25 protein-coding genes and 3 tRNA genes (1 of these 28 running past the window's edge) are annotated in these 25,168 nt (G+C 58.1%); 18 read left to right on the forward strand and 10 right to left on the reverse strand.

Going from position 1 to position 25,168, the window contains the following annotated elements; translation table 11 throughout:
* Both QK293_RS03250 and QK293_RS03255 read left to right on the forward strand, forming a co-directional pair.
* Positions 1–55 (forward strand) — tRNA-Arg (locus QK293_RS03250); it begins 122 nt to the left of the window's first position.
* Positions 56–126: 71 nt separating this feature from the next.
* Positions 127–203, forward strand: a tRNA-Arg gene (locus tag QK293_RS03255).
* Between the two features lie 19 nt (positions 204–222).
* Here the strand turns inward: QK293_RS03255 and QK293_RS03260 are convergent.
* Positions 223–741 carry a cell envelope protein SmpA gene (locus QK293_RS03260; RefSeq protein ID WP_282375598.1) on the reverse strand — a complete coding sequence of 173 codons (519 nt, stop codon included), beginning with the start codon at positions 739–741 and terminating at the stop codon, positions 223–225.
* Positions 742–1,061: 320 nt separating this feature from the next.
* On the opposite strand from QK293_RS03260, the gene mgtE reads away from it, so the two are divergent.
* A complete protein-coding gene (mgtE, locus tag QK293_RS03265; RefSeq protein ID WP_282375600.1) occupies positions 1,062–2,504 on the forward strand; it encodes a magnesium transporter in 1,443 nt (480 codons plus the stop codon).
* Positions 2,505–2,604: 100 nt separating this feature from the next.
* Here the strand turns inward: mgtE and QK293_RS03270 are convergent, their stop codons facing one another.
* A complete protein-coding gene (locus QK293_RS03270; protein ID WP_023966649.1) occupies positions 2,605–2,931 on the reverse strand; it encodes an Arc family DNA-binding protein in 327 nt (108 codons plus the stop codon).
* Between the two features lie 110 nt (positions 2,932–3,041).
* Between QK293_RS03270 and QK293_RS03275 the strand changes: the two genes are divergently transcribed.
* The gene (locus QK293_RS03275) at positions 3,042–3,197 is read left to right on the forward strand and encodes a hypothetical protein (protein ID WP_282375601.1); all 156 of its coding nucleotides are present in this window, start codon (positions 3,042–3,044) and stop codon (positions 3,195–3,197) included.
* A gap of 121 nt (positions 3,198–3,318) precedes the next feature.
* Positions 3,319–3,891 (forward strand): phosphonate metabolism protein/1,5-bisphosphokinase (PRPP-forming) PhnN, encoded by a 573-nt coding sequence (gene phnN / locus QK293_RS03280; RefSeq protein ID WP_282375602.1) that lies wholly within the window; start codon positions 3,319–3,321, stop codon positions 3,889–3,891.
* On the opposite strand, the gene QK293_RS03285 is transcribed toward phnN, so the two are convergent.
* Positions 3,866–4,045 carry a PA3371 family protein gene (locus QK293_RS03285; protein WP_282375604.1) on the reverse strand — a complete coding sequence of 60 codons (180 nt, stop codon included), beginning with the start codon at positions 4,043–4,045 and terminating at the stop codon, positions 3,866–3,868. The genes phnN and QK293_RS03285 overlap by 26 nt on opposite strands.
* A gap of 22 nt (positions 4,046–4,067) precedes the next feature.
* A complete protein-coding gene (locus tag QK293_RS03290) occupies positions 4,068–4,301 on the reverse strand; it encodes a hypothetical protein (protein WP_282375606.1) in 234 nt (77 codons plus the stop codon).
* A gap of 295 nt (positions 4,302–4,596) precedes the next feature.
* Between QK293_RS03290 and QK293_RS03295 the strand changes: the two genes are divergently transcribed.
* The 5 genes from QK293_RS03295 (at position 4,597) to QK293_RS03315 (ending at position 10,410) form a co-directional block, all read left to right on the forward strand.
* A tRNA-Arg gene (locus tag QK293_RS03295) sits at positions 4,597–4,673 on the forward strand.
* Between the two features lie 535 nt (positions 4,674–5,208).
* The gene (locus QK293_RS03300) at positions 5,209–6,813 is read left to right on the forward strand and encodes a response regulator (RefSeq protein ID WP_282375609.1); all 1,605 of its coding nucleotides are present in this window, start codon (positions 5,209–5,211) and stop codon (positions 6,811–6,813) included.
* Positions 6,810–7,502: a HAMP domain-containing sensor histidine kinase gene (locus tag QK293_RS03305; RefSeq protein WP_282375611.1), complete on the forward strand. Its 693-nt coding sequence runs from the start codon at positions 6,810–6,812 to the stop codon at positions 7,500–7,502. Before QK293_RS03300 ends, QK293_RS03305 begins: the two co-directional genes overlap by 4 nt.
* A gap of 201 nt (positions 7,503–7,703) precedes the next feature.
* A complete protein-coding gene (locus tag QK293_RS03310) occupies positions 7,704–8,945 on the forward strand; it encodes a glutamine synthetase family protein (RefSeq protein ID WP_282375764.1) in 1,242 nt (413 codons plus the stop codon).
* Positions 8,946–9,015: 70 nt separating this feature from the next.
* On the forward strand, positions 9,016–10,410 hold the full coding sequence (locus QK293_RS03315; RefSeq protein ID WP_282375613.1) for an MFS transporter: 1,395 nt from the start codon (positions 9,016–9,018) through the stop codon (positions 10,408–10,410).
* A gap of 65 nt (positions 10,411–10,475) precedes the next feature.
* Here QK293_RS03315 and QK293_RS03320 read toward each other — a convergent pair whose 3' ends face one another.
* From QK293_RS03320 to flgA, 4 genes are all read right to left on the reverse strand, one after another.
* Entirely contained in the window at positions 10,476–11,222 is a 747-nt protein-coding gene (locus QK293_RS03320; protein WP_282375614.1) for a flagellar brake protein, read from the reverse strand.
* A 92-nt stretch (positions 11,223–11,314) separates the two neighbouring features.
* The gene (locus tag QK293_RS03325) at positions 11,315–11,782 is read right to left on the reverse strand and encodes a flagellar protein FlgN (RefSeq protein ID WP_282375615.1); all 468 of its coding nucleotides are present in this window, start codon (positions 11,780–11,782) and stop codon (positions 11,315–11,317) included.
* 48 nt (positions 11,783–11,830) lie between these two features.
* Positions 11,831–12,157 carry a flagellar biosynthesis anti-sigma factor FlgM gene (gene flgM / locus QK293_RS03330; RefSeq protein ID WP_282375616.1) on the reverse strand — a complete coding sequence of 109 codons (327 nt, stop codon included), beginning with the start codon at positions 12,155–12,157 and terminating at the stop codon, positions 11,831–11,833.
* Positions 12,158–12,308: 151 nt separating this feature from the next.
* Positions 12,309–13,070: a flagellar basal body P-ring formation chaperone FlgA gene (gene flgA, locus QK293_RS03335; protein WP_282375617.1), complete on the reverse strand. Its 762-nt coding sequence runs from the start codon at positions 13,068–13,070 to the stop codon at positions 12,309–12,311.
* 82 nt (positions 13,071–13,152) lie between these two features.
* Between flgA and QK293_RS03340 the strand changes: the two genes are divergently transcribed.
* From QK293_RS03340 to flgE, 6 genes are all read left to right on the forward strand, one after another.
* Positions 13,153–14,085 (forward strand): chemotaxis protein CheV, encoded by a 933-nt coding sequence (locus tag QK293_RS03340; RefSeq protein ID WP_282375618.1) that lies wholly within the window; start codon positions 13,153–13,155, stop codon positions 14,083–14,085.
* Between the two features lie 46 nt (positions 14,086–14,131).
* Positions 14,132–14,959 (forward strand): protein-glutamate O-methyltransferase CheR, encoded by an 828-nt coding sequence (gene cheR, locus QK293_RS03345; protein WP_008147958.1) that lies wholly within the window; start codon positions 14,132–14,134, stop codon positions 14,957–14,959.
* 234 nt (positions 14,960–15,193) lie between these two features.
* On the forward strand, positions 15,194–15,601 hold the full coding sequence (gene flgB / locus QK293_RS03350; protein ID WP_282375620.1) for a flagellar basal body rod protein FlgB: 408 nt from the start codon (positions 15,194–15,196) through the stop codon (positions 15,599–15,601).
* A 3-nt stretch (positions 15,602–15,604) separates the two neighbouring features.
* Entirely contained in the window at positions 15,605–16,048 is a 444-nt protein-coding gene (gene flgC / locus QK293_RS03355; protein WP_282375622.1) for a flagellar basal body rod protein FlgC, read from the forward strand.
* Positions 16,049–16,063: 15 nt separating this feature from the next.
* A complete protein-coding gene (flgD, locus tag QK293_RS03360) occupies positions 16,064–16,792 on the forward strand; it encodes a flagellar hook assembly protein FlgD (protein ID WP_282375623.1) in 729 nt (242 codons plus the stop codon).
* 31 nt (positions 16,793–16,823) lie between these two features.
* Positions 16,824–18,146 carry a flagellar hook protein FlgE gene (gene flgE, locus QK293_RS03365; protein ID WP_282375624.1) on the forward strand — a complete coding sequence of 441 codons (1,323 nt, stop codon included), beginning with the start codon at positions 16,824–16,826 and terminating at the stop codon, positions 18,144–18,146.
* 159 nt (positions 18,147–18,305) lie between these two features.
* Here flgE and QK293_RS03370 read toward each other — a convergent pair whose 3' ends face one another.
* The gene (locus tag QK293_RS03370) at positions 18,306–21,200 is read right to left on the reverse strand and encodes a ribonucleoside-diphosphate reductase subunit alpha (protein WP_282375625.1); all 2,895 of its coding nucleotides are present in this window, start codon (positions 21,198–21,200) and stop codon (positions 18,306–18,308) included.
* A 732-nt stretch (positions 21,201–21,932) separates the two neighbouring features.
* Between QK293_RS03370 and QK293_RS03375 the strand changes: the two genes are divergently transcribed.
* Together QK293_RS03375 and QK293_RS03380 are read left to right on the forward strand one after the other, a co-directional pair.
* On the forward strand, positions 21,933–22,646 hold the full coding sequence (locus QK293_RS03375) for a response regulator (RefSeq protein WP_074879161.1): 714 nt from the start codon (positions 21,933–21,935) through the stop codon (positions 22,644–22,646).
* Positions 22,643–24,253, forward strand: coding sequence for an ATP-binding protein (locus tag QK293_RS03380; protein ID WP_282375626.1), 1,611 nt, complete (start codon positions 22,643–22,645; stop codon positions 24,251–24,253). Before QK293_RS03375 ends, QK293_RS03380 begins: the two co-directional genes overlap by 4 nt.
* Before the next feature lie 163 nt (positions 24,254–24,416).
* On the opposite strand, the gene QK293_RS03385 is transcribed toward QK293_RS03380, so the two are convergent.
* On the reverse strand, positions 24,417–25,142 hold the full coding sequence (locus QK293_RS03385; protein WP_282375627.1) for a 4'-phosphopantetheinyl transferase superfamily protein: 726 nt from the start codon (positions 25,140–25,142) through the stop codon (positions 24,417–24,419).
* Positions 25,143–25,168: the final 26 nt, after the last annotated feature.

Raw genomic sequence — 25,168 nt, forward strand, 5'->3', positions numbered from 1 at the left:
GAGTACTCGGCTACGAACCGAGCGGTCACAGGTTCGAATCCTGTCGAGTGCACCATTTAAGAGTTGTTTGCAGTAATGCGAATGACTTTGCTTCAGCCAGTTGTGATCTGGGATAAAAACACAAATGCACTCGTAGCTCAGCTGGATAGAGTACTCGGCTACGAACCGAGCGGTCACAGGTTCGAATCCTGTCGAGTGCACCAAACACCAAAAAGCCCGCGTTTAACGCGGGCTTTTTGCCGTCTGGGATTTGGCTTTTCCTTTGGTGCATCCTTTCTCATCGAACTCGACGTGTGCGCTGCGACCTCGCCTGGTGTCGTAACGGTAGCTCGTCGCTGAATTGCGAATACTGATCTTGTCTGGCTTGCCAAGGGCGCTCTCGACGTCCTGCTGACTCATGCCAGCGACAACCCGCTGATTGATGATGGCTTCGCGGCGTTCCCTGGCGCTGATCAGGTTTCCACATTTGTCCTCGGTCCGGCCGACGACAGTCGGATCTCTCCTTTTGATTTTCATGCCTGATGTTTCACGAATCTCGGCTTCCGGCATGAGAGCGGTTGTGCTGCCTGGCGTGAAGGTGCGCACATCCTGAAGCGAAAGGCTGTCTCCGGCCGCACAGCTCAACGTAGTGAAGGTAGTGCGCCCGTTGGCCGCTTCGCAGCGGTGAACGGTCGTGGCCAGCGCCCAGGGCGACGGGCAGAGCAGGGCGATCAAAAAAAAATAATGTGCATTCGATGGCATTAAACGTCCTCCATGACGGTCCATCTCAAGGGTAGTCGCTACATTTTTCGGCTGTGGTGTGTTTTCTTTTCAGGATGAGTCGTCGCAATTTGACGGATCAGGACAGCGCTCAAGTTTGTCTTGCAAGCGCTTGTTTCAGCCACGATTTTTTAACGATTAAAACCGTCGGGCGGTGTATCATTGCGCCCGTCAGCCCCGCCGGGGCTTGTGGAATACCTCCATGGACTTACCCAGTAGTTACTCAGTATCCCTTTTTTCCAATCATGAATTGACTGATTGATCCTTCCGGCGTGCCCCGCTGCTGGGAGTGGAGTTCGCCTATGTCTGAAGTTGAAGTAAAGAAAACGCAGGAAAGCTTGCAGGACCGCCTCGCTCAAGTTGTTGAGCTGCTGCAGCGTCAGCGAGTGGTCGAAGACCTGACTCATCGCCAGGAAGGTCCGCATCACGACCGGGTCGAGAACCTGGTTCACCGGCAAAACCTCGTCGAGTTGCAACGCAAGCTCGATGATTTGCACTCCGCCGACGTCGCCTACATCCTTGAAGCCTTGCCGCTGAACGATCGTCTGACGCTCTGGCAATTGGTCAAGGCCGATCGCGACGGCGACATTCTGCTCGAAGTATCCGATTCGGTTCGTGAAACGCTGATCGCCGACATGGACGATCACGAGCTCCTGGCTGCGGCCAAGGACATGGACGCCGACGAACTTGCTGACCTGGCCTCCGAGCTACCGCGAGACGTCGTCCACGAGCTGATGGAAACCCTCGATGGTCAACAGCGTGAGCGCGTACGCTCTGCGTTGTCCTACGACGAGGATCAGGTCGGTGCGCTGATGGACTTCGAGATGGTGACGATCCGTGAGGACGTCAGTCTCGAAGTGGTTTTGCGTTACCTGCGCCGCCTCAAGGAGCTGCCGAGCCACACGGACAAATTGTTCGTGGTCGATTACGACGGTGTCCTCAAGGGCGTGTTGCCAATCAAGCGATTGCTGGTAAATGACCCGGAAAAACAGGTTGCTGAAGTCATGGCCAGCGACCCGGTGAGTTTTCACCCGGACGAAGACGCCTATGACGCGGCTCAGGCGTTCGAGCGTTACGACTTGGTCTCGGCGCCCGTAGTCGACAAGAACGGCAAGCTGATCGGTCGTCTGACCATCGATGAAATGGTCGACCTGATTCGTGAAGAGAGCGAAAACGAAGTTCTCAACATGGCGGGTCTGCGCGAAGAAGAAGATATTTTTGCGTCAGTCTGGAAATCCCTGCGTAACCGTTGGGCCTGGTTGGCCGTGAACCTGATTACCGCGTTTATCGCATCCCGGGTGATCGGTCTTTTCGAAGGCTCCATCGAGAAGCTGGTGGCGCTGGCGGCATTGATGCCGATCGTGGCCGGTATCGGTGGCAACTCGGGTAACCAGACGATCACCATGATCGTTCGGGCCATGGCGCTGGATCAGGTCAGCACCGGCAATACTTCGCGCCTGATGCGCAAGGAATTGGCGGTAGGTCTGATCAATGGCCTGGTCTGGGGCGGTGTGATCGGCGTGGTCGCCTACCTGCTGTATGGCAGTTGGTCTCTGGGTGTGGTGATGATGGCCGCCATGACGCTCAACTTGTTGCTGGCGGCATTGGCGGGAGTGTTGATTCCCATGACCCTGGCGCGGCTGGGGCGCGATCCTGCGATGGGTGCCAGTGTGATGATCACCGCCATGACGGACAGCGGCGGATTTTTCATCTTTCTCGGGCTGGCGACAATCTTCCTGCTCTGACTTGCTGACGTTAAAAACCCGCCAATTGGCGGGTTTTTTATGCCCGAATTTCAGGCAAAAAAAAGCCAGCGATTAAGCTGGCTTGAGCATTCGGAATGAATCAGGAAGCGTCTGCGGCCATTTCGGTATCATGCGCAATCAGCGAGACAAGAGCGTTCTGCTGACGGTGGGAGAGTTGGCGGAAGCGTTGCAGCAGTTCACGTTCGTGCAATGACAGCTCCGGGCTGTCCAGACGCATACTCAATTCTTCGCCCAACGCGCCTTCCTGAATAAGGCTCTGCTCAAGGCGCGCGATGATTTCGGAGTTCATGCTGCGATGATGATTGCGAGCCACCTCGGCAATGCGTTCACGCATTCCGTCTGGCAGACGTACGACGAACTTGTCAGCCGTACGGCTGGAATAAATTGCCTGTTTCAATGGGCGCATATATTTAACCGGTTAGTTCAGGGGAGCGGTTCTCGGGATTGGCCGCAGGATGTCTGTTAGGACAAGCACTCTGGCCAAATGTTCAACCTGAATTGATAGAGGCTCGCATCATGCCTCAACGCAGCCAGTTCATTGGCGTCAATTCTGTGACAAATATTGAACTGGATAAAGGCTTTATGCCAGCACCCATTATCAGAAATGCGGGCTGGTTTGAAAAGTTTGCTCTAGTCCGTTTGACTGACCGCATCCTCCTGGTCGACAGGTGATGTCCGAAGACGCCTGAAGGTGCATGCTGTGCGGATTCGATCAGTGTTCCTTACTTTGTACAGGATAGTGGCATATGGCCGATTTACTAGGGGCAGACATGCAGTGGGAGGCTATTTCAGGATGGATGGCAGGCTGATTTACTTGATGGGGCCTTCTGGGTCCGGCAAGGACAGCCTCATCGAAGCCGCTCGAGAGCCTTTGCAGGTGCGCAATTGTGGAGTGGTGCGTCGGTTCATCACGCGGTCGGCCGAATCAGTGGGTGAGGATGCGATCGGAGTTTCCCGGGAAGCGTTCGAACGACACAGAGTCGAGGGTGATTTCGCGCTGTTCTGGAACGCGAATGGCCTGGATTACGGTATTCCGATCGAAATAGATCAATGGCTCAATGACGGCCGACATGTCCTCGTCAACGGCTCCCGCGGCCATCTGGCTGAGGCGCTGCACCGGTATCCAACGCTGTTGCCGGTTCTGTTGACGGTCAAGGATCAAGTCCTGCGAGAACGACTGTTGCGCCGTGGTCGCGAGAGTCTTGAGGAGATTGAGGCAAGGCTCCATCGCAATGGGTTATTCACGGCAGAGGGTTCAATTGGTGGCACTCAGATCCATCGACTCGACAATTCAGGCGAACTGTCCACCACAGTTGCCAATCTGCTGAATCTGTTGAGGGTTAACGCAGTACCGGATCGAACTTGATCTTGCGCCCGGCAATCAGTGCCAGCACAAACAGCGCACCGAATACGCCGCTGGCGATCAGGGGCAACGTAATGACAGTGTCCTGTACTACTGACAAATGAAGAATGCCGCTCAGTAAGGCGAGGATGAAAAATCCAGCGGCGGATTTGGACATGCGGTGCTCCTGATGGGGTGATTCAAAATACCAAACGTTCGGAAGACTGAGCTGGCAGCAGGATGCCCTCCTGGCTCACCTCTTGGCTGACAAAGCTGCGCTCATCGCTCATTACCGCCAATTGAGGCGCTTTTTGCAGTTGAAGGTAATGCGGCATGCGTTGGGCAACTGACTCAACACCGCTCTCGGGGACAAAATGAAAGCCCAACAGAGTCGCCAGGGTAATCGCGTTCGAGAGTAAAAGGGCGCTGTTCATTAGGCAGGCCTCCGTTGTTCTGTGGAGAACGACTCAAGCAGCCCGCATGCCAAGAGTCTGACGGCAATTAAATCCTTTAAAAACAACGAATTAAGTTATTTGTTCGAGGTGACTGCATTGCATTTTGCAATGATGGCTTTTTTGAGGTGATGCAATTTGCACGGTAAACAAAGCCACGCTCCGCCAAGGCGTGTGCCTACACTGAAAAAGCCCAAAGGACGACATGACAAAAGCAGGCCTGCCCGTTAACATGCACGCCGTCCATTGCACCGCGTTTTCTTCGTGGTCGACCTGTGTCTCAGTAGCTCAATTGGATAGAGCATCCCCCTCCTAAGGGGAAGGTTGGCAGTTCGAACCTGCCCTGGGACACCATTAATCCAAGCCTCTTTGGTCACCTGTCTGACAGGGCATTTACTCCGCGTCAGCAGGTAGCACCAAGCGGCAAATAAGAGCCCCGCCGGGCGATTTTCCGGCGGGGCTTTTTTACGCGCTATCACCCGACGATCTACAGGGAAAGTCTGTCATTGCTGTGCCTTGCTCCAGACACGCCTTATGGAGTGAAATTGATGCGACGAAGAGGCGCAAAGTTCTGGGTTCAGATCTGACGATGCTGGGAGGAGTATCTGACCGACAAGGGGGCATGCTGACACTGATGCGCTCAACGAAGGGCGATCCCTCGATTTGTGGGCTGATCACAAGGAGCGGCTCAGGCACGACATCTCACTCCAGGGCCTTGAGGGCTTCTCGATCACGGAAGCAATTGGTCACGCCGATCAGCATGTCGCCCAACAGTAAACCTTCAAATATTTAGCGCGTACTGAGCGGCATGACTTCTTAAGGGAACGCCACTACTGGCCGATAACCCGAACAGTCATGGTCTTCTTCTTAAATTGCCTGGAAAGCTTCGATGCTGTCGTATCACCAAAAGCGTTTTTTGATCGTCGATGATTTCTCGGATTTCCGCAGTTCCGTCAGGTCCATGCTGCGCGAGCTGGGCGTCAAGGATGTCGACACTGCCGACACCGGAGAACAGGCGCTGCGTATGTGTTCGCAGAAGGCCTACGATTTCATCCTGCAGGACTTTCACTTGGGCGATGGCAAGAAGAACGGTCAGCAGGTGCTTGAAGACCTGATGATCGAGAAGCTGATCAGTCATGAAGCCGTGTTCGTCATGGTCACCGCAGAGACCAGTCAGGCAATGGTGCTCAGTGCGTTGGAACACGAACCCGATGCGTACCTGACCAAACCGTTCAACCGTTCCGGCCTGGCTCAACGTCTGGAGCGGCTAGAGCAACGCAAGACGTTGCTCAAGCCGATCCTGCAAGCCCTCGACCGGGGCAAACCGGTTGAAGTGCTCAATGCCTGCATCGCCCTGTGCAAGCAAGACATCCGCTACTCGCCGTTGTGCCTGCGCTATCGCGCCGATGCCCTGCGCGACCTGAATCAGAACGAAGCGCTGGAGCGTCTCTACAACAGCATCATTGCTGATCGGCCTTTGCCGTGGGCGTTTGCCGGTCTGGGCAAATTGCTGTTCAAGCGCGGCCAGGCCAGTCAGTCCAAGGGCGTCTACGAAAAAGCCCTGAAAGTGTTCCCGATGATGCCGGCGCTCTACGACGGCATGGCCGATGTGCTGATCGCTGAAGGAGACACCAGGGCTGCCCAAAACGTGCTGGAAGAGGCGATCCGATTGTCGCCGCTGGCGGTGCGCCGGCAAGCGCTGCTGGGCAAGTTGGCGATGGCCAACGAAGATTTTGAAACCGCCGCCAAAGCCTATCGTCAGGCCGTGGCGCAGGGCGCGCAGTCACGTTTCAAGGATGCGGAGAGCAACCTGGGCCTGGCCCACGCTTTGATCAGCAAAGGCAGCGAAAAAGGCCTGGATACCCGGACCCGGCTGGAAATCAACACGACGCTGAGTGCGGTGGCCAAGGAAAACCCTACCGATCCTGGTCTGCAGATTCGTGCGCGGCTGATGAAAGCCACCAGCCTGCTGCTTAACGATGCCGAAACCGCCGAGAAGCTTACCGAGCAGGCAATGATGCGCCTCGATGGCATGGAGCAGTTCATGAGTGCCGAAGCGGCGCTGCTGGTGGCCAAGCAACTGCAAATGCTCGGGCAGGCCAGCGCCGGTGCCTCGATGCTGAAAAACTGTGCGGAAATCTACGGCGACGACCCGGCGGTGATGAAGGGCATCGCCAAGTTGACCGACGATCCGAGTATTCTCAATTCCGGCAACGCCGCTGCCGACCTCAACCGTCAGGGCGTGCGGGTATACAAGACCGGCAACCTGGTGGAAGCGCGGCAGGTGTTCCGCAAAGCCTTGGCGATGCAGCCGAAGAACATCAGTATCGCGCTGAACATGGCGCAGTCGCTGCTGCACGGCACCGACACCAGTGCTCCTTCGGCGGAGCTGGAGGAATGTCGGGCCTGCCTGAAAATGGTCGGCCTGATGCCCGATACCGATGCGCGTTATTCCCGTTATCAGAAGCTGCGAAGCAAGGCGTTTGGCGAATGAGCGACCGCGAACAGGCACTCGATTTTTCCACGGTGATTGCCTCCACCGTGCACGACATGAAGAACTCCCTGGCCATGCTGATGCAGGCCCACAGTCAATGGCTGGCGCGCTTGCCGGATCCGCAGCAGCACACTCCGGAGCAGGGCGTCATCGACTTCGAGTTCGCCCACCTCAACGGCATGCTGGTGCAGTTGCTGGGTCTGTACAAACTCGGCGTCAACCAGATGCCATTGCAACCGGCCTACCATGAGCTGGATGACTTCATCGAAGCGCAATTGGCAGCGCACCAAGAAGTGTTCGCCAGTCGCGGCATTATGGCGACCTATGAAGTGGACCCGTTGAGCCCGCTGGGCTTCTTCGACCGGGAGCTGATTGCTTCGGTGCTGGCCAACAGCATTAACAATGCCATTCGTTACGCCCGCCACGCGGTGTTGGTCAGCGTCAGCGATGAAGCCGGGCAATTGGTGCTGACCGTCAACGACGATGGCGAGGGTTATCCTCCCGAGATGATCGAGCGTCAGGCCGATTACGTGCAGGGCATCAACCACAGCAGCGGAAGCACTGGCCTGGGCCTGTACTTTGCCGGGCGGATTGCCGCACTTCATCAGCGTAATGGCGTGGGCGGACGCACCGAAATCAGCAATGGTGGTCCGCTGGGTGGTGGAGTGTTCAACCTCTATCTGCCCTGACCGGTTCTTTTTGTTGGCCGCTGCTTGATATTCCAAACAGGCGGAGCCTATTTTGTACGGGTCGCCGTTCGCGGCTTGCATAACAAAAAGGATTGCGTCATGACAACCGATGGCCATTGTTCACTCGCGGAGCGATTGACGGGCATTGATGAGATTGAATGTGTCACGCCGGACTTGAATGGCGTACCGCGCGGCAAGGTAATGACCGCCGAAGGCTTTCTCGAGGGGCGGCGTTTGCAGATGGCACGGGGGGTGCTGCTGCAATGCATCATGGGCGGATATCCGCCAGCGCGCTTTTATGGAAGCGATGATGGCGACCTGGCGCTGGTGCCCGATCTCGCACAGATCCATCGCTTGCCCTGGAGCAAACAGCCACGAGCTTTCGCCATTTGCGATGCGGACGAGCTGAGCGGCGAAAGCTCGTCTCTGTCGACCCGCGGCCAACTCAAAGCCGTGATCGCGCGTTATGCGGCCCTCGGCCTGGCGCCGGTAGTGGCGACCGAGCTGGAATTCTTTGTGTTTGCGCCCAACACCGACCCCACTCAACCGTTCCAGCCGCCGCTGGGCCTGGACGGTCGTCGCGAGGACGGTCTTTCGGCGTTCAGTGTCAGTTCCAATAACGGCTTGCGGCCATTCTTCAGTGAAGTCTACGTATGCATGGCGGCCCTGGGCTTGCCGCGCGATACCTTCATGCACGAGATGGGCGTCAGCCAGTTTGAGATCAACCTGCTGCACGGCGACCCGCTGCTGTTGGCCGACCAGACCTTCCTGTTCAAACATTTACTTAAAGAAGTTGCGCTCAAGCATGGCCTGACCGTGGTCTGCATGGCCAAACCCCTGGCACACACGCCGGGCAGTTCGATGCATATTCACCAGAGCATCGTCGAGATCGGCAGCGGGCGTAACGTGTTCAGCGACCAGGCCGGTGAGCCAACCGCAGCGTTCCGCCATTTCATCGCGGGTCAGCAGGCCGGCATGGCGGATTTCACCGCGTTGTTCGCGCCGAACGTGAACTCTTATCAGCGCTTGTGCCATCCCTTCGCATCGCCGAATAATGCCTGTTGGTCCCACGACAACCGTGCGGCCGGTTTGCGTATTCCGGCCAGCTCCCCAGCCGCTCGTCGGGTCGAGAACCGCTTGCCGGGGGCCGATGCAAATCCCTATCTGGCGATCGCCGCCAGTCTTGCCGCAGGGTTGTATGGCATTGAACACAAACTGGAGCCGAGCGAGGCGATCCAGGGTGAATTCGAAGTGCCGGACAATCTTTCGTTGCCGTGTACCTTGCATGCCGCTATTGAGCGTCTGAAACGTAGTCAATTGGCGAAGGAACTGTTTGGCAAGGAGTTCATCGAAGGCTACGTCGCTTCGAAGACCATGGAGTTGACCAGCTTCTTTGATGAAATTACTCCCTGGGAGCGCCGTATCCTGGCTGCTCAGGCCTGACGTTCCATCGTCTTCGGGCTATCTTTTCGGGTAGCCCGATTCTCACTGCAAGGAGCCGCTCGGAACGCCGATGCGCCAAATCTGGAAACCCTTTCGAGCGCTTTATTTTGCCTCGCTGATGATGTTGATCGGCTCTGGCCTGTTGAGTACTTACCTGGCCTTGCGCCTGGCCGCCGACCATGTCGACAGCCTGTGGGTCGGGGCGTTGATGGCAGCCAACTATTTCGGCCTGGTGCTGGGCGGCAAGATCGGCCATCGGCTGATTGCCCGGGTCGGGCATATCCGAGCTTATTCAGTCTGCGCCGGGATTGTCGGCGCGGCGGTGCTGGGCCATGGCCTGGTCGACTGGTTGCCTGCCTGGATCTTCCTCCGGGTCATCGTCGGCCTCGGGATGATGTGCCAGTACATGGTCATCGAAAGCTGGCTCAATGAGCAGGCCGAAGCCAAGCAACGTGGCATCGTTTTCAGCGGCTACATGATCGCCTCGTACCTGGGGCTGGTGTTGGGTCAATTGATCCTGGTCATGCACCCGGCGCTGGGCTTGGAACTGTTGATGTTGGTCGCTCTTTGCTTTGCCCTGTGTCTGGTGCCGGTGGCCCTGACCCAGCGGATTCACCCGGCGGCGTTGCACCCCGCGCCGATGGAGCCGCGGTTTTTTATCAAGCGCGTGCCGCAATCGTTGAGCACGGTGCTTGGGGCAGGGCTGATCGTCGGTTCGTTTTACGGCCTGGCGCCGCTGTACGCCTCGCAGCAAGGCTTGTCCACGGAGCAGGTCGGTCTGTTCATGGGTAGCTGCATTTTCGCCGGTCTGGTGGTGCAGTGGCCGCTGGGTTGGCTGTCCGATCGTTATGACCGGGCACTGTTGATCCGCTGTTTTGCATTTAGCCTGGCGCTGGCTGCATTGCCACTGGCGATCATCAAGCAAGTGCCGCTGGAGGTGCTGTTTATTGCCGGGTTCTTCTGTTCGTTGGTGCAGTTCTGCCTGTATCCATTGGCGGTGGCGTTTTCCAACGACCACGTCGAGGGTGATCGGCGGGTGTCCCTGACGGCGATGCTGTTGGTGACCTACGGTGTCGGTGCCAGTATCGGGCCGCTGGTGGCCGGGGTACTGATGAAAATGTTCGGCAGTCACATGCTCTATGCCTTCTTCAGTTTCTTCGCGTTGGTGCTGGTGTGGCGGATTCGCCCGAAAGCGGTGACCAACCTGCATCAGGTGGACGATGCACCGCTGCATCACGTCGCCATGCCGGACAGCATGTCGAGTTCACCGTTGGTGGCTTGCCTTGACCCGCGTGTCGATGAACAGGTGGTGCAGGACCAGATGCAGAACCCGATCAATCCTGAACCTGAACCTGAACCTGAACCTGAACCTGAACCAGAACCAGAGCCAGAGCCCGAAACCGATCCACCGCCCGAAGACCCTAACGCGGGTCGCGAGCAAAGTTTTACCGAGGCCAGGCCTTAGATCCAACGCATAAAAAAACGGGCAGTCGCCGCAAGGGACTGCCCGTTTTCTATTGAAACGTCGTATTACATGTCGTCTTTGTCGAAGCGCCGTGCTTCGCGCTGAAGCTGATAGACGAACCGCTCGACCTGGCGCTGCACCAGCCCGCTCATGTTGTGAAAGCGTACGCCGGCGAAGGTGGTGGAGATCCTTTCTTCGAAGTGCAGATAACGCAATTCGACCGGAGCCGTCATGTTGCCAAAGGGCAGGGCGGCGGTGAAGCGGTCATAGACCTGACCCAGTTGCAGGCTGCCCGTGATGTCGCCTTCGAAGCGCAACTTGCAGCCGGTGGCCGAGATGTCCAGGAGCTTGCCACTGATCGGCGACTTGAGTTTTTCTCCGCCCAGATCGACGTTGACCAGTTGTGCCAGCTTCAATGCCGCGCGGAATGCATTACGGCGCTGATGGTAAACCACCTCGGAGGGCAGGGGCCCACGGTAGCAGCGAGCACCATCGGATTCGTCGATGGTCAACGGACCGTTGCTTTCCCAGGCAATACGTACGCCGTCGTGAAAGCCTTCTACCTTGAACGGTTCGCCTGCCAGCAGGAAACGTTCACCGTCGCGGGGAATCATTTCGTCCAGGGCAATCATGTTGCTGTCACGGTCGATGTCCACCAGATAACTCTGGAAGCGCTGGCTGCGCTCATGGAACGTGATGATCAGCGGATCATGGCTGTCTTGCAGTTGACGCAGGTTGCCGGAGATCTCCAGAGGCGTGGTGAGCACCTTGGGTGGCTGCGGAGCATCTTCCGCGCTTAAGGCATTGAACACGGTTCATCGATCTCCAGACAAAATATGACTACGGCTGGCCATTAGTTTGCCAGCATGTTTCGCGTCTTGATAGTGCGTGCTTTTCGGCAGGCTCAAGCCTGACTGAGCGCGCGCGGCTTCGCAAGCATGGAGGTTGATCCGCGTGCATCATAGAGCGCTGGCGGCTCGCCGCCGTTGAGGATTTTCAGCTGATTGGCCGTCGCGGCCTGTTGCACCAGAATCGACTGGCCATTCTTGATGTTGGCCGCCTGGCACTGCGCCAGAAGATCGGTCAGCACATCGCTCCGCTCCAGTAACTGATCGCCAATGCTCGAATGGCTGGCGAGTTGCTCCAGGCCGTTGCGGTTGGTCGGCAGTTTGAGGCTGGCGAGGATTTCACTGCGCTTGCGGCCATGCTGATCGAGCAAAATGATCAATGCCTGTTTCTGCGCCAGAATTTCTTCCAGCAGTGGCATGTCACGACCGTGCAAGGCGAGGGACTCGGCTTGCAGTAACGCCAGCAAATGCTGTGCTGGAGCGAAATCGTCAGTGATCAGTTGCAGTAAATTAGAGTCGTGCATGGCTGGCCTTGGGTTTTAAGCGTCCAAAAGCCTGGCGCGGGCCTTGGCCTAGCGCTGGGCTTCGAAGTTGAGCAGTTTGCTGGCTACACGGTTGCTGTCGACTTTGTAGCTGCCATCGGCAATCGCTGCTTTCAACTCGGCCACGCGGGCGTTGTCGACGGCAGGCTGATCGCGCAGCTTGTCAGTGACCTTCTGCAACTGTTGAGCCTCATTGCTGAGATGTACCGATTCCCCGCTTTTAGCGGTACTGACCTGCTCGGCCGGGGTATTCAGCGGTGCGGATTTGCCAGCTTCGGCGGTTTCCTTCGCGGCGCTGGTCCGTGTACTGCCGGTAAGTGACGGGGAACTGTTTAAACGGCTGAAATCGATGACCATGATAAAAAAACCTCTGGGTATTTGGACGCTTGCCATGTTTTCGGCCATACCCGGAAAAACTTTAGGCCCCGTTATCAATGAGCTTGCGCGCGTCAGCGCTTGCCCTGCATGGGGCACAGTTTAAGGAACAGTCGAGCGGCGCGCCAGTGTTCTACATGGCCACTTCCACTTGGCCGGGCGCGGTGACTTGCGCCTTGATGACCCGCTGGGAGTTGAGGTTTTTCACCCGAATCTGTTCGCGCAAGCCGCCGTTGGACAGCGCTTCGCCCGGCATGCGCACGCTGAGCGTACCGCTGCGGGCGGTAATCACCACCTGGTCGCCCTTACTGATGACTTCTGCCTGTTCCATGTGCACCAGGGTCATGACCTGATCGGCGACCATTGGTCGGGTAAGTTTCTGCCCGATCGCCTGGTCGACAGAAGTCAGGTAACCCTGGTTGATAAGGCTGATGTCGCGCTCGCGCAAGGTCACATCGTCGGGCTCGACGATACCGGCGCGTCGCAGCGGGCGGGTGGTGGTCACAATGTCGCGAAACAGGTGCACTTGAGCGGGTACGAAGACGGTCCAGGGCGACGCGCCCTCGCAGCGAACTTTGACCGTGACGCGGCCTAATGGCTTGGCCGGGCTCTCCAGGGTCGCTGTCAATTCCTTGTCGCACATGGGCATGCGCAGGCGTGGATCGAGCTGGTTGACCTCGATCTCGTAACGGCCTTGCGTTTGACTGGTCGCCAGATAGTCTTCTACGGTGAATTCAAGAAAGCCCTGAGTGACGCCGATAAGCATGTCAGGCAAGGTAACCGCGTCAGCAAGGGCAGGGCTGCCAGCGTTGAACAGGCAAACGGCCGACATCGCGCACATTAATGTGCGGGCATTTGATGTCAGGCGTCGGAAAAATGTCGGTTCTGTGTTCATAAGAGTTAAAAAGCAAGCGCCGTGCCGTTTAGTGATGAATGCGCGTCGCAACACACTTAAGCGTTGGTGTAGGAGTCTGTGCATGGCTGGTGTAATGGATGCGGTAAACCAGCGCACGCAACTGGTAGGGCAAAATCGCCTTGAGCTGTTGTTGTTCCGTCTTGACGGCCAGCAGCTGTATGGGATCAACGTGTTCAAGGTTCGGGAGGTGCTGCAATGCCCCAAACTGACGCTGATGCCAAAATCCAGTCCTGTCGTGTGCGGTGTGGCAAGTATTCGGGGGGCGACCATTCCGATTCTTGATCTGGCGATGGCGACCGGTTCCGGTGCGCTGAAAGATCAAAGCAATCCCTTCGTGATTATCACGGAGTACAACACCAAGACCCAGGGTTTCCTGGTGCGATCGGTAGAACGCATCGTCAACATGAATTGGGAGGAGATTCATCCGCCACCCAAGGGCACGGGACGCGACCATTACCTGACGGCTGTGACTCGGGTCGACAATCAGTTAGTCGAAATCATCGACGTCGAGAAAGTGCTGGCAGAGGTGGCGCCGACACCGGAAGCGATTTCGGTTGGCGTGGTGGATGTCGAGACTCAGCACAAGGCGTTGTCCTTGCGGGTTTTGACGGTCGATGACTCGTCGGTGGCGCGCAAGCAGGTGACCCGTTGCCTGCAGACGGTCGGTGTCGAAGTGGTGGCGTTGAACGACGGTCGGCAAGCGCTGGATTACCTGCGCAAGCTGGTCGACGAGGGCAAGAAGCCGGAAGAGGAGTTCCTGATGATGATTTCCGACATCGAGATGCCGGAGATGGACGGGTACACCCTCACGGCCGAGATCCGCAGCGACCCTCGCATGCAAAAGCTTCACATCATCCTGCATACTTCGTTGTCGGGTGTATTCAATCAGGCGATGGTCAAGAAGGTCGGTGCCGATGACTTCCTTGCCAAATTCCGTCCTGATGACCTGGCATCCCGGGTAGTCAACCGGATCAAAGCAGCAGACATCAGCTAGGGGCCTTCTGCCCCTGGCGGTTAACACGATTTAAGAGGCGGCATCTTTGTCTACGGGTAATTTGGATTTTGAACAGTTCCGGGTCTTCCTGGAAAAAGCCTGTGGCATTTTGCTCGGTGAAAACAAGCAATACCTGGTCTCGAGCCGTCTCAACAAACTGATGGAACAGCAAGGCATCAAGTCCCTGGGTGAGCTGGTCCAGCGCATCCAGACCCAGCCACGCAGCGGTTTGCGCGAGATGGTGGTGGATGCCATGACCACCAACGAAACCCTGTGGTTTCGTGACACCTATCCGTTTGAAGTCTTGAAGAACAAGGTGCTGCCCGCCGCGATCAAGGCCGCCCCTGGCCAGCGTCTGCGGATCTGGTCGGCGGCGTGTTCGTCGGGTCAGGAACCGTATTCGCTGTCGATGTCGATCGATGAGTTCGAGCGCGTGAACATGGGCCAGTTGAAGATGGGCGTGCAAATCGTTGCCACCGACCTGTCCGGCACCATGCTGACCAACTGCAAGACCGGCGAGTACGACAGCCTGGCCATCGGCCGTGGTCTGTCGCCCGAGCGCCTTCAGCGTTACTTCGACCCGAAAGGGCCGGGGCGCTGGGCCATCAAGGCGCCGATCAAGAGCCGGGTGGAGTTTCGCTCGTTCAACCTGCTGGACAGCTACGCGAGCCTCGGCAAGTTCGATATCGTGTTCTGTCGCAACGTGCTGATCTACTTCTCCGCCGAGGTGAAGAAGGACATCCTGTTGCGCATTCACAGCACGTTGAAGCCAGGCGGTTATCTGTTCCTCGGTGCTTCCGAGGCGCTGAACGGTTTGCCGGACCATTACCAAATGGTCCAATGCAGCCCGGGGATCATTTACCAGGCGAAGTGATTCGTTGACGGTATAAAAAAAACGGGAGTCCTCAGGGGCTCCCGTTTTTTTTGCCTGCGATTTTTGGGAGGCGAGCGGCAGAAAAGCGGCAGGCGGCGGAAATCGGTTGCCGCTTTTCTGGCATTGCCACGTTGCCACTGCCCGCATAGCCCCGGTTTACGGCCTTTTTTGAATTGGCACGCCGCTTGCTATGTCTCTGTTACGAAAAATCAGGTCACCCGAAGGTTTCCCGACATGAGCATCAGCTTCGATAAAGCGCTCGGTATCCACGAACAAGCCCTGGGCTACCGCGCTCAGCGTGCCGAAGTCCTGGCCAACAACATCGCCAATGCCGACACCCCGAACTACAAGGCTCGGGATCTGGACTTCTCGAAAGTGCTCGCCGAGCAGAATGAGAAGACCAAGAGCGGCACTTTCGCCTTGAACATGACCAACAACCGTCATATCGAAGCCGAAGGACTGGGCAATGGCGACGAGTCGCTGCTGTATCGCACGCCGATGCAACCGTCGATCGACCAGAACACCGTGGACGCCCAGCTTGAGCAGTCGAACTACGCGGAAAACGCCGTCGGCTTCCAGGCCAGCTTCACCCTGCTCAACAGCAAATTCAAAGGGCTGGTATCAGCCCTGCGCGGAGAGTAAGCCATGTCTCTATCCAGTGTTTTCAACATTGCCGGTAGCGGCATGAGTGCCCAGACCACTCGCTTGAACACCGTCGCCAGTAACATCGCCAACGCCGAGACCGTCTCCTCGAGCATCGACCAGACCTACCGTGCACGGCACCCGGTATTTGCCACCATGTTCCAGGGCGGCCAGAGCGGCGGCAGCGATTCGCTGTTCCAGAGCCAGGACGCGGCCGGTCAAGGTGTGCAAGTGCTTGGCGTAGTCGAAGACCAGAGCAACCTTGAGGCGCGCTACGAGCCGAACCATCCGGCGGCCGACGGCAAGGGCTACGTCTACTACCCGAACGTCAACGTGGTGGAAGAAATGGCTGACATGATTTCCGCGAGCCGCTCGTTCCAGACCAACGCCGAAATGATGAACACCGCCAAAACCATGATGCAGAAGGTCCTGACCCTCGGTCAGTGATAAGGGGCGACTCAGATGAGTATTACCGATACCACCAGTGGCCCTAGCCTCAAAGACATCTTGGCCAACTCTTCGATCAAGACCAAGACCAACACCAGTGCCGATGGCCTGGCGTCCGCGACGAACAGCGCCACCGGCAAGCAGTCTCTGGGCAAGGACGCGTTCCTGCAACTGCTGGTGACCCAGCTGAAAAACCAGAACCCGCTCGAACCGCAGGACAACGGTGAGTTCGTGGCTCAGTTGGCGCAGTTCAGTAGTCTGGAAGGGATCACTACGCTCAACACCAGCGTGAGCAAAATTGCCGCCAGCAACAGCTCGTCGCAGGCGTTGCAAGCCTCGTCGCTGGTGGGGCGCTCGGTCATCGCACCGGGAAGCAAAGCCGTGGTCGATACCTCGAAGTCGTTTAGCGGTGAGGTCGTGCTCCCGGCGTCGGTGGCGGGAGTTACGGTGAAGATCACGGACGCGGAGGGCAAGCTTGTTCGCACCATCGATCTAGGGGCTCAGGCAACCGGCAATTCCAGCTTCATCTGGGACGGCAAGGACTCTGCGGGTAAAGCCCTGGCGTCGGGCACTTACACCTTCGCGGCATCGACGACCATCGATAGCAAGGCGGTATCGCTGATCACCAACCTGCCAGCAACGGTCAACAGCGTGACCATCAGCCAGACCGGCGGTGAGTTGATGCTCAATCTGGCCGGGCTGGGCAGCATCGCCCTGTCCAAAGTTAAAACCATTGGTATGTAGAGCCGGCTAACACGGCACAAAGGAGTGGAATATGTCTTTCAATATCGGCCTTAGCGGTCTCTATGCAGCCAACAAACAACTGGACGTAACCGGCAACAACATCGCCAACGTCGCGACCACCGGTTTCAAATCGTCCCGTGCAGAATTCGAAGACGTTTATTCGGCCACCAAGCTGGGTTCCGGCAGCAAAACCATCGGTAACGGCGTGCGCCTGGCCAACGTTTCCCAGCAGTTCACCCAGGGCGACGTCAGCAATACCGGCAACGTGCTGGACATGGGTATCAACGGTTCCGGCTTCTTCGTGCTGAACGATAACGGCTCGCTGTCCTACACCCGTGCCGGTACGTTCAAGGTCGACAAGGACGGTTACGTGACCAACACCGATGGCTCTGCGCGTCTGCAGGGTTACGGGGTGGATGCCAATGGCAAGATTATCAATGGCGTTTTGACTGACCTGCGCATTGATACGTCGAACCTGGCACCGAAGACCACCACCACTGTTTCGTCGACAATCAACCTGAACTCCACGGCGCCGATCATCGACCAGGCTCTTCCCGCCAACAAGTTTGACCCGTCGAAGCAGGAAACTTTCACCAAGCAGTTCAGCACCCCGATTTACGACACTCAGGGTAATTCGCACGTCATGGATCAATTCATGGTCAAGACTGGCGCGAACACTTGGCAAACCTACACCTTGATCGATGGTCGCAACCCGAATGGCAGCGACCCGACTCTTGCCGCTTCGCCACCGGTCGCTTCGACCATGGTGTTCGACACCTCGGGCAAGCTGGTTTCGGTGACCACTCCAGCCGTGCCGGCACCGATCGTCAGCCCTGACCTGAAGGTCACAGGCTGGATTCCCGGCAAGGTGACCAATGGTGTGTGGGCAGCCAATGGCGCCGCCGCCGACCCGGCTGGTGTAACTATCTCCATGAGCAATACCAAGCAGTTCAACGCCGACACCGCGCGTTCGATTCCTACACAGAACGGTTACGCCACGGGCCAGATCACCAACTTGACCATCGACGGCAGCGGTGTGATGCTCGCCAACTTCAGCAACAGCCAGACCAAGGCCATCGGCCAGATCTCGCTCGCCAGTTTCACCAACGAGCAAGGTCTGCAGCCAATTGGCGGCACCGGCTGGAAAGAAACCTACGCGTCGGGTATCCCGGGCTACGATGCGCCGAACACTGGTACCTTGGGCGAGATCAATTCCAACTCTCTGGAAGAGTCCAACGTCAATCTGACCAATGAACTGGTCGACCTGATTAAGGCCCAGAGTAACTACCAAGCGAACGCCAAGACCATCTCCACCCAAAGCACCATCATGCAAACCATCATTCAGATGACCTGATGCTGGTTGGTTGAAAGCGCTGCACAAAGAGCCCCTCGCAAGAGGGGCTTTTTTGTGGGCAAGACAAAATCTTAAAGGTGAGGCAAAAGAAAACCCCCGGCAAACCAGAGGCCCGTCGGGGGTTTCGAGTAAGCGCCTTGCAGCGCCTACCGGCTCAGCTTATTGGCAAGCTTCGCAATCCGGCTCGTCGATGGCGCAAGCCTTCGGCACTGGAGCAGGACCGGCAGGTGCTGCCAGGACCGAATCTTCACCGTGGTTGCCGCCGCTGGAAACAGCGTTCAGCTTGCCGGTGTTGATGGTCGACTTCTCGGTGCTGGTCGCGGCCAGGGCACGGAGGTAGTAAGTGGTTTTCAGGCCACGGTACCAAGCCATGCGGTAGGTCACGTCCAGCTTCTTGCCCGAGGCGCCGGCGATGTACAGGTTCAGCGACTGAGCCTGGTCGATCCACTTCTGACGACGACTGGCCGCGTCAACGATCCACTTGGTGTCCACTTCGAAGGCGGTCGCGTAGAGCTCTTTGAGTTCTTGCGGGATGCGTTCGATCTGTTGCACCGAACCGTCGTAGTACTTCAGGTCGTTGATCATGACCGAGTCCCACAGGCCGCGAGCCTTCAGGTCGCGAACCAGGTACGGGTTGATCACGGTGAATTCGCCCGACAGGTTCGATTTCACGTAGAGGTTCTGGTAGGTCGGTTCGATCGACTGCGAGACGCCAGTGATGTTGGCGATGGTCGCGGTCGGTGCGATGGCCATGATGTTGGAGTTACGAATGCCTTTTTGTACACGGGCGCGAACCGGTGCCCAGTCCAGGGATTCGTTCAGGTCAACGTCGATGTACTTCTGGCCACGTTGCTCGATCAGGATCTGTTGCGAATCCAGCGGCAGGATGCCTTTGGACCACAGCGAACCCTGGAACGTCTCGTAGGCGCCGCGCTCGTCAGCCAGGTCGCAGGAAGCCTGGATCGCGTAGTAGCTGACCGCTTCCATCGACTTGTCGGCGAACTCGACGGCAGCATCGGAACCGTAAGGAATGTGCTGCAGGTACAGCGCGTCCTGGAAGCCCATGATGCCCAGACCGACCGGACGGTGCTTGAAGTTGGAGTTCTTCGCTTGTGGCACCGAGTAGTAGTTGATGTCGATAACGTTATCGAGCATGCGAACGGCGGTGTTCACGGTGCGTTCCAGCTTGGCGGTGTCGAGCTTGCCGTTAGTGATGTGGTTCGGTAGGTTGATCGAGCCCAGGTTGCAAACGGCGATCTCGTCCTTGTTGGTGTTCAAGGTGATCTCGGTGCACAGGTTCGAGCTGTGAACCACGCCGACGTGCTGCTGCGGGCTGCGCAGGTTGCACGGGTCTTTGAAGGTCAGCCATGGGTGGCCGGTTTCGAAGAGCATGGACAGCATTTTGCGCCACAGGTCTTTGGCCTGGATGGTCTTGAACAGCTTGATCTTGCCTGGGTACTGGGACAGGGCTTCGTAGTACTCGTAACGCTCTTCGAAGGCCTTGCCGGTCAGGTCGTGCAGGTCCGGTACTTCGGACGGCGAGAACAGGGTCCACGGGCCGTCATCGAAGACGCGCTTCATGAACAGGTCAGGGATCCAGTTAGCGGTGTTCATGTCGTGGGTACGACGACGATCATCACCGGTGTTCTTGCGCAGCTCGATGAACTCTTCAATGTCCATGTGCCAGGTTTCCAGGTAGGCACAGACAGCGCCTTTGCGCTTGCCACCCTGGTTAACGGCTACCGCGGTGTCGTTCACCACTTTCAGGAACGGAACAACGCCCTGGGATTTGCCGTTGGTGCCCTTGATGTACGAACCGAGCGCACGAACCGGCGTCCAGTCGTTGCCCAGGCCGCCCGCAAATTTCGACAACATGGCGTTGTCGTGGATCGCGTGGTAAATGCCCGACAGGTCATCCGGCACGGTGGTCAGGTAGCAGCTCGACAGCTGTGGACGCAGGGTGCCGGCGTTGAACAGGGTCGGGGTCGACGACATGTAGTCGAAGGACGACAACAGGTTGTAGAACTCGATCGCACGGTCTTCCTTGTTCTTCTCTTCGATCGCCAGGCCCATGGCCACGCGCATGAAGAAGATCTGCGGCAGTTCGAAGCGGATACCGTCCTTGTGGATAAAGTAACGGTCGTACAGGGTTTGCAGGCCCAGGTACGTGAACTGCTGATCGCGCTCGTGGTTGATCGCTTTGCCGAGTTTTTCCAGGTCGAAGGTAGCGAGGACCGGGTTCAGCAATTCGAATTGGATACCCTTGGCGATGTACGAAGGCAGGGCCTTGGCGTACAGGTCGACCATTTCGTGGTGAGTGGCGCTTTCAGCGACTTCCAGGAAGCTCAAGCCTTCGGCACGCAGGGTGTCCATCAGCAGGCGAGCGGTCACGAACGAGTAGTTCGGCTCACGCTCGACCAGGGTACGGGCGGTCATCACCAACGCAGTGTTGACGTCGGTCAGGGCCACGCCGTCGTACAGGTTTTTCAGGGTTTCGCGCTGGATCAAGTCGCCGTCGACTTCTGCAAGGCCTTCGCACGCTTCGGTGACGATGGTGTTCAGGCGGCTCATGTCCAGCGGAGCAAAGGTGCCGTCGGCGCGGGTGATGCGGATCGACGGGTGAGCGTTGACCGCTTCCTCGGCCGGCGCGTGGGCGGCGCGTTCTTTCGAACGACCATCACGGTAGATCACGTAGTCGCGCGCCACTTTCTGCTCGCCGGCACGCATCAGGGCCAGTTCAACCTGGTCCTGGATTTCTTCGATGTGGATCGTGCCGCCCGATGGCATGCGACGCTTGAAGGTCGCGGTGACTTGTTCGGTCAGACGGGCAACGGTGTCGTGGATTCGCGACGAAGCGGCAGCGGTGCCGCCCTCAACTGCAAGAAACGCTTTGGTGATGGCGACGGTAATCTTGTCATCGGTGTAAGGAACGACAGTGCCGTTACGCTTGATCACGCGCAGCTGGCCAGGCGCGGTGGCGGACAGATCCGAAGTCGAATCAGCGGCCTGCGGCAAGGTGCCCTGCGGGTTCTCGCGAGTTGTGTCGGTTTGCATGGGTGTCTCCACATTCTCTATGTTTGTTTGGGCACCATCACGGTGCCCACCGTTCCGTCCTGAAGCACTACAACCGGCGAGTGCCGGGCATACCAACTTCGGGACAGTCAGGAAGGGGGCTATTGAGCGCCGCTTCCATGCCGAAGTCTTTGGTATCAAGCCATGTGCCTGAGACCGAGTTCCTTGCTGGGTGACAGTTGGGGACTGCAACACCCGTACTGTTTCTCCCCTTGGGCTGAAAAACAGCAGCCATCCGCACGCGCGGTTTGGTCTTTCAAAAATTCGTTTGGTTCAACCGGAAAGAGGCAATAAAAGCGCTTGAAATGGGTGTCTGGTTTGTGTTTGGTTTTTTACGCAAAACCCTACATGTAGGGTTTTTTTCGCGCCGGGCTACAAGATAATGCGTTTGGGGGGGGGATTGCAACGTACTACCTGTGGATAAACCTGTGCGTAAATTGTGTGTGAAAGGTAGAACGGGCGTGTAGGCCGCGACGTAGCTGGAGCGCGCCGTTTTTCACTGATTTTCAATGATTGAAAACGGTCATTTGGATTTTTAAGGGCGCGAACCCTATCACAAAAAGCCGGGTTGTCCGAACGCATTTACCGGCTTGTGTTCTCGGCGAGCGACGTTTATACAATCGGCCAGTGCGTACGCATTCTTATCCTCCCCAATCATTACAAAAAGACGGGCGGATCCTTCCTTATTAGTGTTGTTGGCAAGCAGAGGTCACCGTGGAGCAAGAAGCCTGGCAGGTATTGATTGTCGAGGACGACCAGCGTCTGGCCGAACTGACCCGCGATTACCTGGAAGCCAATGGCCTGCGCGTATCGATCGAGGGCAATGGCGCCTTGGCCGCGGCACGGATCATCAAGGAAAAACCGGACCTGGTGATCCTCGACCTGATGTTGCCGGGCGAAGATGGCCTGAGCATCTGCCGCAAGGTCCGCGACAAGTATGACGGCCCGATCCTGATGCTCACCGCCCGCACCGACGACACCGACCAGATTCTTGGCCTCGACCTGGGCGCCGACGACTACGTGTGCAAACCGGTTCGCCCACGACTGCTGCTGGCGCGTATCCAGGCCTTGTTGCGACGCAGTGAAGCCCCTGAAGTGGCGCCGGAAAAACAACGGCGTCTGCAGTTTGGCCCGTTGGTGGTGGACAACGCACTGCGCGAAGCCTGGCTGAATGACAACGGCATCGAACTGACCAGCGCCGAGTTCGATCTGCTCTGGCTGCTGGTGGCCAACGCCGGGCGCATCCTGTCCCGAGAAGAGATTTTCACCGCGCTTCGCGGTATTGGCTATGACGGCCAGGACCGTTCCATCGACGTGCGTATCTCGCGCATCCGCCCCAAGATCGGCGATGACCCGGAGCATCCGCGGCTGATCAAGACCATCCGCAGTAAAGGTTATCTGTTCGTTCCGGAAGCCTGCACGCTGTGAACTCGATCTTCCTGCGCATTTACGGCGGCATGTGCGCGGCGCTGATTCTGGTGGCGGTACTCGGCGTGCTGGCGTTGCACTTGCTCAACCAGGTGCGCAGCGAGCAATACCGTGAACGCCTGGCCCACGGCACGTTCTCGTTGATGGCCGACAACCTGAACCCGATGAACGAAACCGAGCGCCACCGTGCCTTGCTGGTGTGGGAGCGGTTGCTGGGGATTCCTCTGGCGCTAAAGACCTTTGCCCAGACCGACCTCGACCTCACCCAGCGCACCCGCGTGCTGCGCGGTCAGGCGCTGGTGGAACAGACCGGCCCGCATGCGGCGAAGGTTTACCGGTTGGTCAGCGACAAGCAACAGCTGGTGCTGACGGGGGAGGTCCAGCAGATCAGCGAGCAACTGGCCCGGGCGACTATTTACCTGTTGGCCGATGAACTGGTGCGTTACCCGGTGGCGGAGCAGCCCGAACGCCTGGCGCAGTTGAAGCGTGACAAAGGGTTTGGTTTCGACTTGCGGCTGGTGAAGGTCGAGCAGGCGGACATGGACGAGGACCAGCGTCGCCGGGTGTCCGAGGGCGACACGGTGATGGCGCTGGGCAAGGGCGGCGACTCGATCCGGGTGTTTGCTGGCATGGTCGGTACGCCGTGGGTGCTGGAAATCGGTCCGTTGTATCAGATGAATCCTTATCCGCCGGAGTGGCTGGTGCTGATCGCCGCCCTTGGTTTGAGCCTGATCGGTTTGATCGTCTATCTGTTGGTGCGGCAACTTGAGCGCCGTTTGCGTGGCCTGGAAGCGGCCGCCACGCGCATCGCCAAGGGCAGTCTGGAAACCCGCGTTCCGGCACGCGGTGCGGACTCGGTGGGACGGCTGGCCTCGGCGTTCAACGGCATGGCCGAGCACTTGCAGCAGTTGCTGGCGATCCAGCGTGAATTGGTGCGCGCCGTGTCTCATGAGCTGCGCACACCCGTGGCACGACTGCGTTTTGGTCTGGAAATGATCGGCTCGGCCACCACGCCGCAGGCGTTGGAAAAATACCGTGAAGGCATGGACCACGACATCGAGGACCTCGATAAGCTGGTGGACGAGATGCTCACTTACGCGCGGCTGGAGCAGGGCTCACCGGCGCTGAATTTTCAGCGGATCGATCTGGATGCGTTGGTCAATCAGGTGATCGAAGAACTGGCGCCGTTACGCGCCGACGTCACGGTGCAGCGCGGCTTGTGCCTGTCCGCCGCTGACAACGACGACGCGTGGGTCGAGGCCGAGCCGCGCTACCTGCACCGGGCGTTGCAGAACCTGGTGAGCAATGCCATGCGCCACGCTCAATCACGGGTGACCGTCAGCTATCAGGTGGGGCAGCAGCGCTGTCGGGTCGATGTCGAGGATGACGGGCCGGGCGTGCCGGAAATGGCCTGGGAGAAGATTTTCACGCCGTTCCTGCGTCTCGATGACAGCCGCACCCGCGCCTCGGGCGGGCATGGGTTAGGGTTGTCCATCGTGCGGCGAATCATCCACTGGCATGATGGCCGGGCGTTGATCAGCAAGAGCAAAAGCCTGGGCGGGGCGTGTTTCAGCCTGAGCTGGCCGAGGAATCAGGAGAAGCGGTGAGATTGGTGCAGGAGACCTGTAGCAGCTGGCGAAGCCTGCGTTCGGCTGCGCAGCAGTCGTTAAACCATACAACTCGGTGCTTCAGATAAACCGCGTGCGCATGCATTTACGACTGCTGCGCAGCCGAACGCAGGCTTCGCCAGCTGCTACAGGGATCGCGTTCTCAGGCCTTGATGCTGACCACACTCAACAACTGCCCATCCATGACCCCGAACTGCGCATCCAGCTCAGTGCCACTGCGCCACTCGCTGGACAGATCCGTCAGCAACCGCAGTCGCACTTCACCGGTCTCGGTCCACTCCAGCACTTCGGCGTGCTCGAAATAGAAGCGCTGCTGAACGATCGGATAAAGCGCCTTGAACAGGCTTTCCTTCACCGAAAACGTCAGGGTCACCAGCATCGCCAGCTGATCGCGACGGCCGGCGGTCATGCGTTGCAACTCAGGCGCGGTGAGGATTTCCCCGGACAGGCGTTCGGCCCGTTCAGGGTTGAGCAGATTCTCCAGGTCCATCCCCAAGCCGCGCCAGTGGGCTTTCTTGGCGACAATCGCCGCGGCCCGGCCGGTGCTGTGGGTGATCGAGCCCGTGATGTGCGTCGGCCAAACCGGCGCCCGGTCTTCACCAATGGCCGGGACAAAACTCAACCCTTCCAATTGTTGCAACGCAGCCCGGGCGCAAACCCTTCCGGCGAGGAACTCTGCCTGACGCTTGGCGACCGAACGCTGGATGGTAGCCGGCGGCTCGATGGCGCTGCGCTGGAAATCATCGCTGGCCAGTTGCGAGGTATCGAAGCGAGTGCTCAACAGCACCGTACCGGGCAGCGCAAATGGCAGCGGCCAATGGGCATCGAGTGGGGTGCAGCAGACGGGTAGGGCGGGGGCGCGATTCATGTGGGCATTTTGCCGGGTTGCCTTTG

The organism is Pseudomonas sp. AL03, assembly GCF_029960815.1.
Classification (GTDB): Bacteria; Pseudomonadota; Gammaproteobacteria; order Pseudomonadales; family Pseudomonadaceae; genus Aquipseudomonas.

Excerpts from the sequence above, each read along its gene's own strand:
- flgC (WP_282375622.1), top strand. The coding sequence starts at position 15,605 with ATGTCTCTATCCAGTGTTTTCAACATTGCCGGTAGCGGCATGAGTGCC.
- phnN (WP_282375602.1), top strand. The coding sequence starts at position 3,319 with ATGGATGGCAGGCTGATTTACTTGATGGGGCCTTCTGGGTCCGGCAAG.
- QK293_RS03370 (WP_282375625.1), bottom strand. The coding sequence starts at position 21,200 with ATGCAAACCGACACAACTCGCGAGAACCCGCAGGGCACCTTGCCGCAG.
- flgM (WP_282375616.1), bottom strand. The coding sequence starts at position 12,157 with ATGGTCATCGATTTCAGCCGTTTAAACAGTTCCCCGTCACTTACCGGC.
- flgB (WP_282375620.1), top strand. The coding sequence starts at position 15,194 with ATGAGCATCAGCTTCGATAAAGCGCTCGGTATCCACGAACAAGCCCTG.
- flgA (WP_282375617.1), bottom strand. The coding sequence starts at position 13,070 with ATGAACACAGAACCGACATTTTTCCGACGCCTGACATCAAATGCCCGC.
- QK293_RS03290 (WP_282375606.1), bottom strand. The coding sequence starts at position 4,301 with ATGAACAGCGCCCTTTTACTCTCGAACGCGATTACCCTGGCGACTCTG.
- QK293_RS03300 (WP_282375609.1), top strand. The coding sequence starts at position 5,209 with ATGCTGTCGTATCACCAAAAGCGTTTTTTGATCGTCGATGATTTCTCG.
- QK293_RS03260 (WP_282375598.1), bottom strand. The coding sequence starts at position 741 with ATGCCATCGAATGCACATTATTTTTTTTTGATCGCCCTGCTCTGCCCG.
- QK293_RS03275 (WP_282375601.1), top strand. The coding sequence starts at position 3,042 with ATGCCTCAACGCAGCCAGTTCATTGGCGTCAATTCTGTGACAAATATT.
- QK293_RS03325 (WP_282375615.1), bottom strand. The coding sequence starts at position 11,782 with ATGCACGACTCTAATTTACTGCAACTGATCACTGACGATTTCGCTCCA.
- QK293_RS03305 (WP_282375611.1), top strand. The coding sequence starts at position 6,810 with ATGAGCGACCGCGAACAGGCACTCGATTTTTCCACGGTGATTGCCTCC.
- QK293_RS03340 (WP_282375618.1), top strand. The coding sequence starts at position 13,153 with ATGGCTGGTGTAATGGATGCGGTAAACCAGCGCACGCAACTGGTAGGG.
- flgD (WP_282375623.1), top strand. The coding sequence starts at position 16,064 with ATGAGTATTACCGATACCACCAGTGGCCCTAGCCTCAAAGACATCTTG.
- QK293_RS03385 (WP_282375627.1), bottom strand. The coding sequence starts at position 25,142 with ATGAATCGCGCCCCCGCCCTACCCGTCTGCTGCACCCCACTCGATGCC.
- QK293_RS03315 (WP_282375613.1), top strand. The coding sequence starts at position 9,016 with ATGCGCCAAATCTGGAAACCCTTTCGAGCGCTTTATTTTGCCTCGCTG.
- flgE (WP_282375624.1), top strand. The coding sequence starts at position 16,824 with ATGTCTTTCAATATCGGCCTTAGCGGTCTCTATGCAGCCAACAAACAA.
- mgtE (WP_282375600.1), top strand. The coding sequence starts at position 1,062 with ATGTCTGAAGTTGAAGTAAAGAAAACGCAGGAAAGCTTGCAGGACCGC.
- QK293_RS03285 (WP_282375604.1), bottom strand. The coding sequence starts at position 4,045 with ATGTCCAAATCCGCCGCTGGATTTTTCATCCTCGCCTTACTGAGCGGC.
- QK293_RS03310 (WP_282375764.1), top strand. The coding sequence starts at position 7,704 with ATGACCGCCGAAGGCTTTCTCGAGGGGCGGCGTTTGCAGATGGCACGG.
- QK293_RS03270 (WP_023966649.1), bottom strand. The coding sequence starts at position 2,931 with ATGCGCCCATTGAAACAGGCAATTTATTCCAGCCGTACGGCTGACAAG.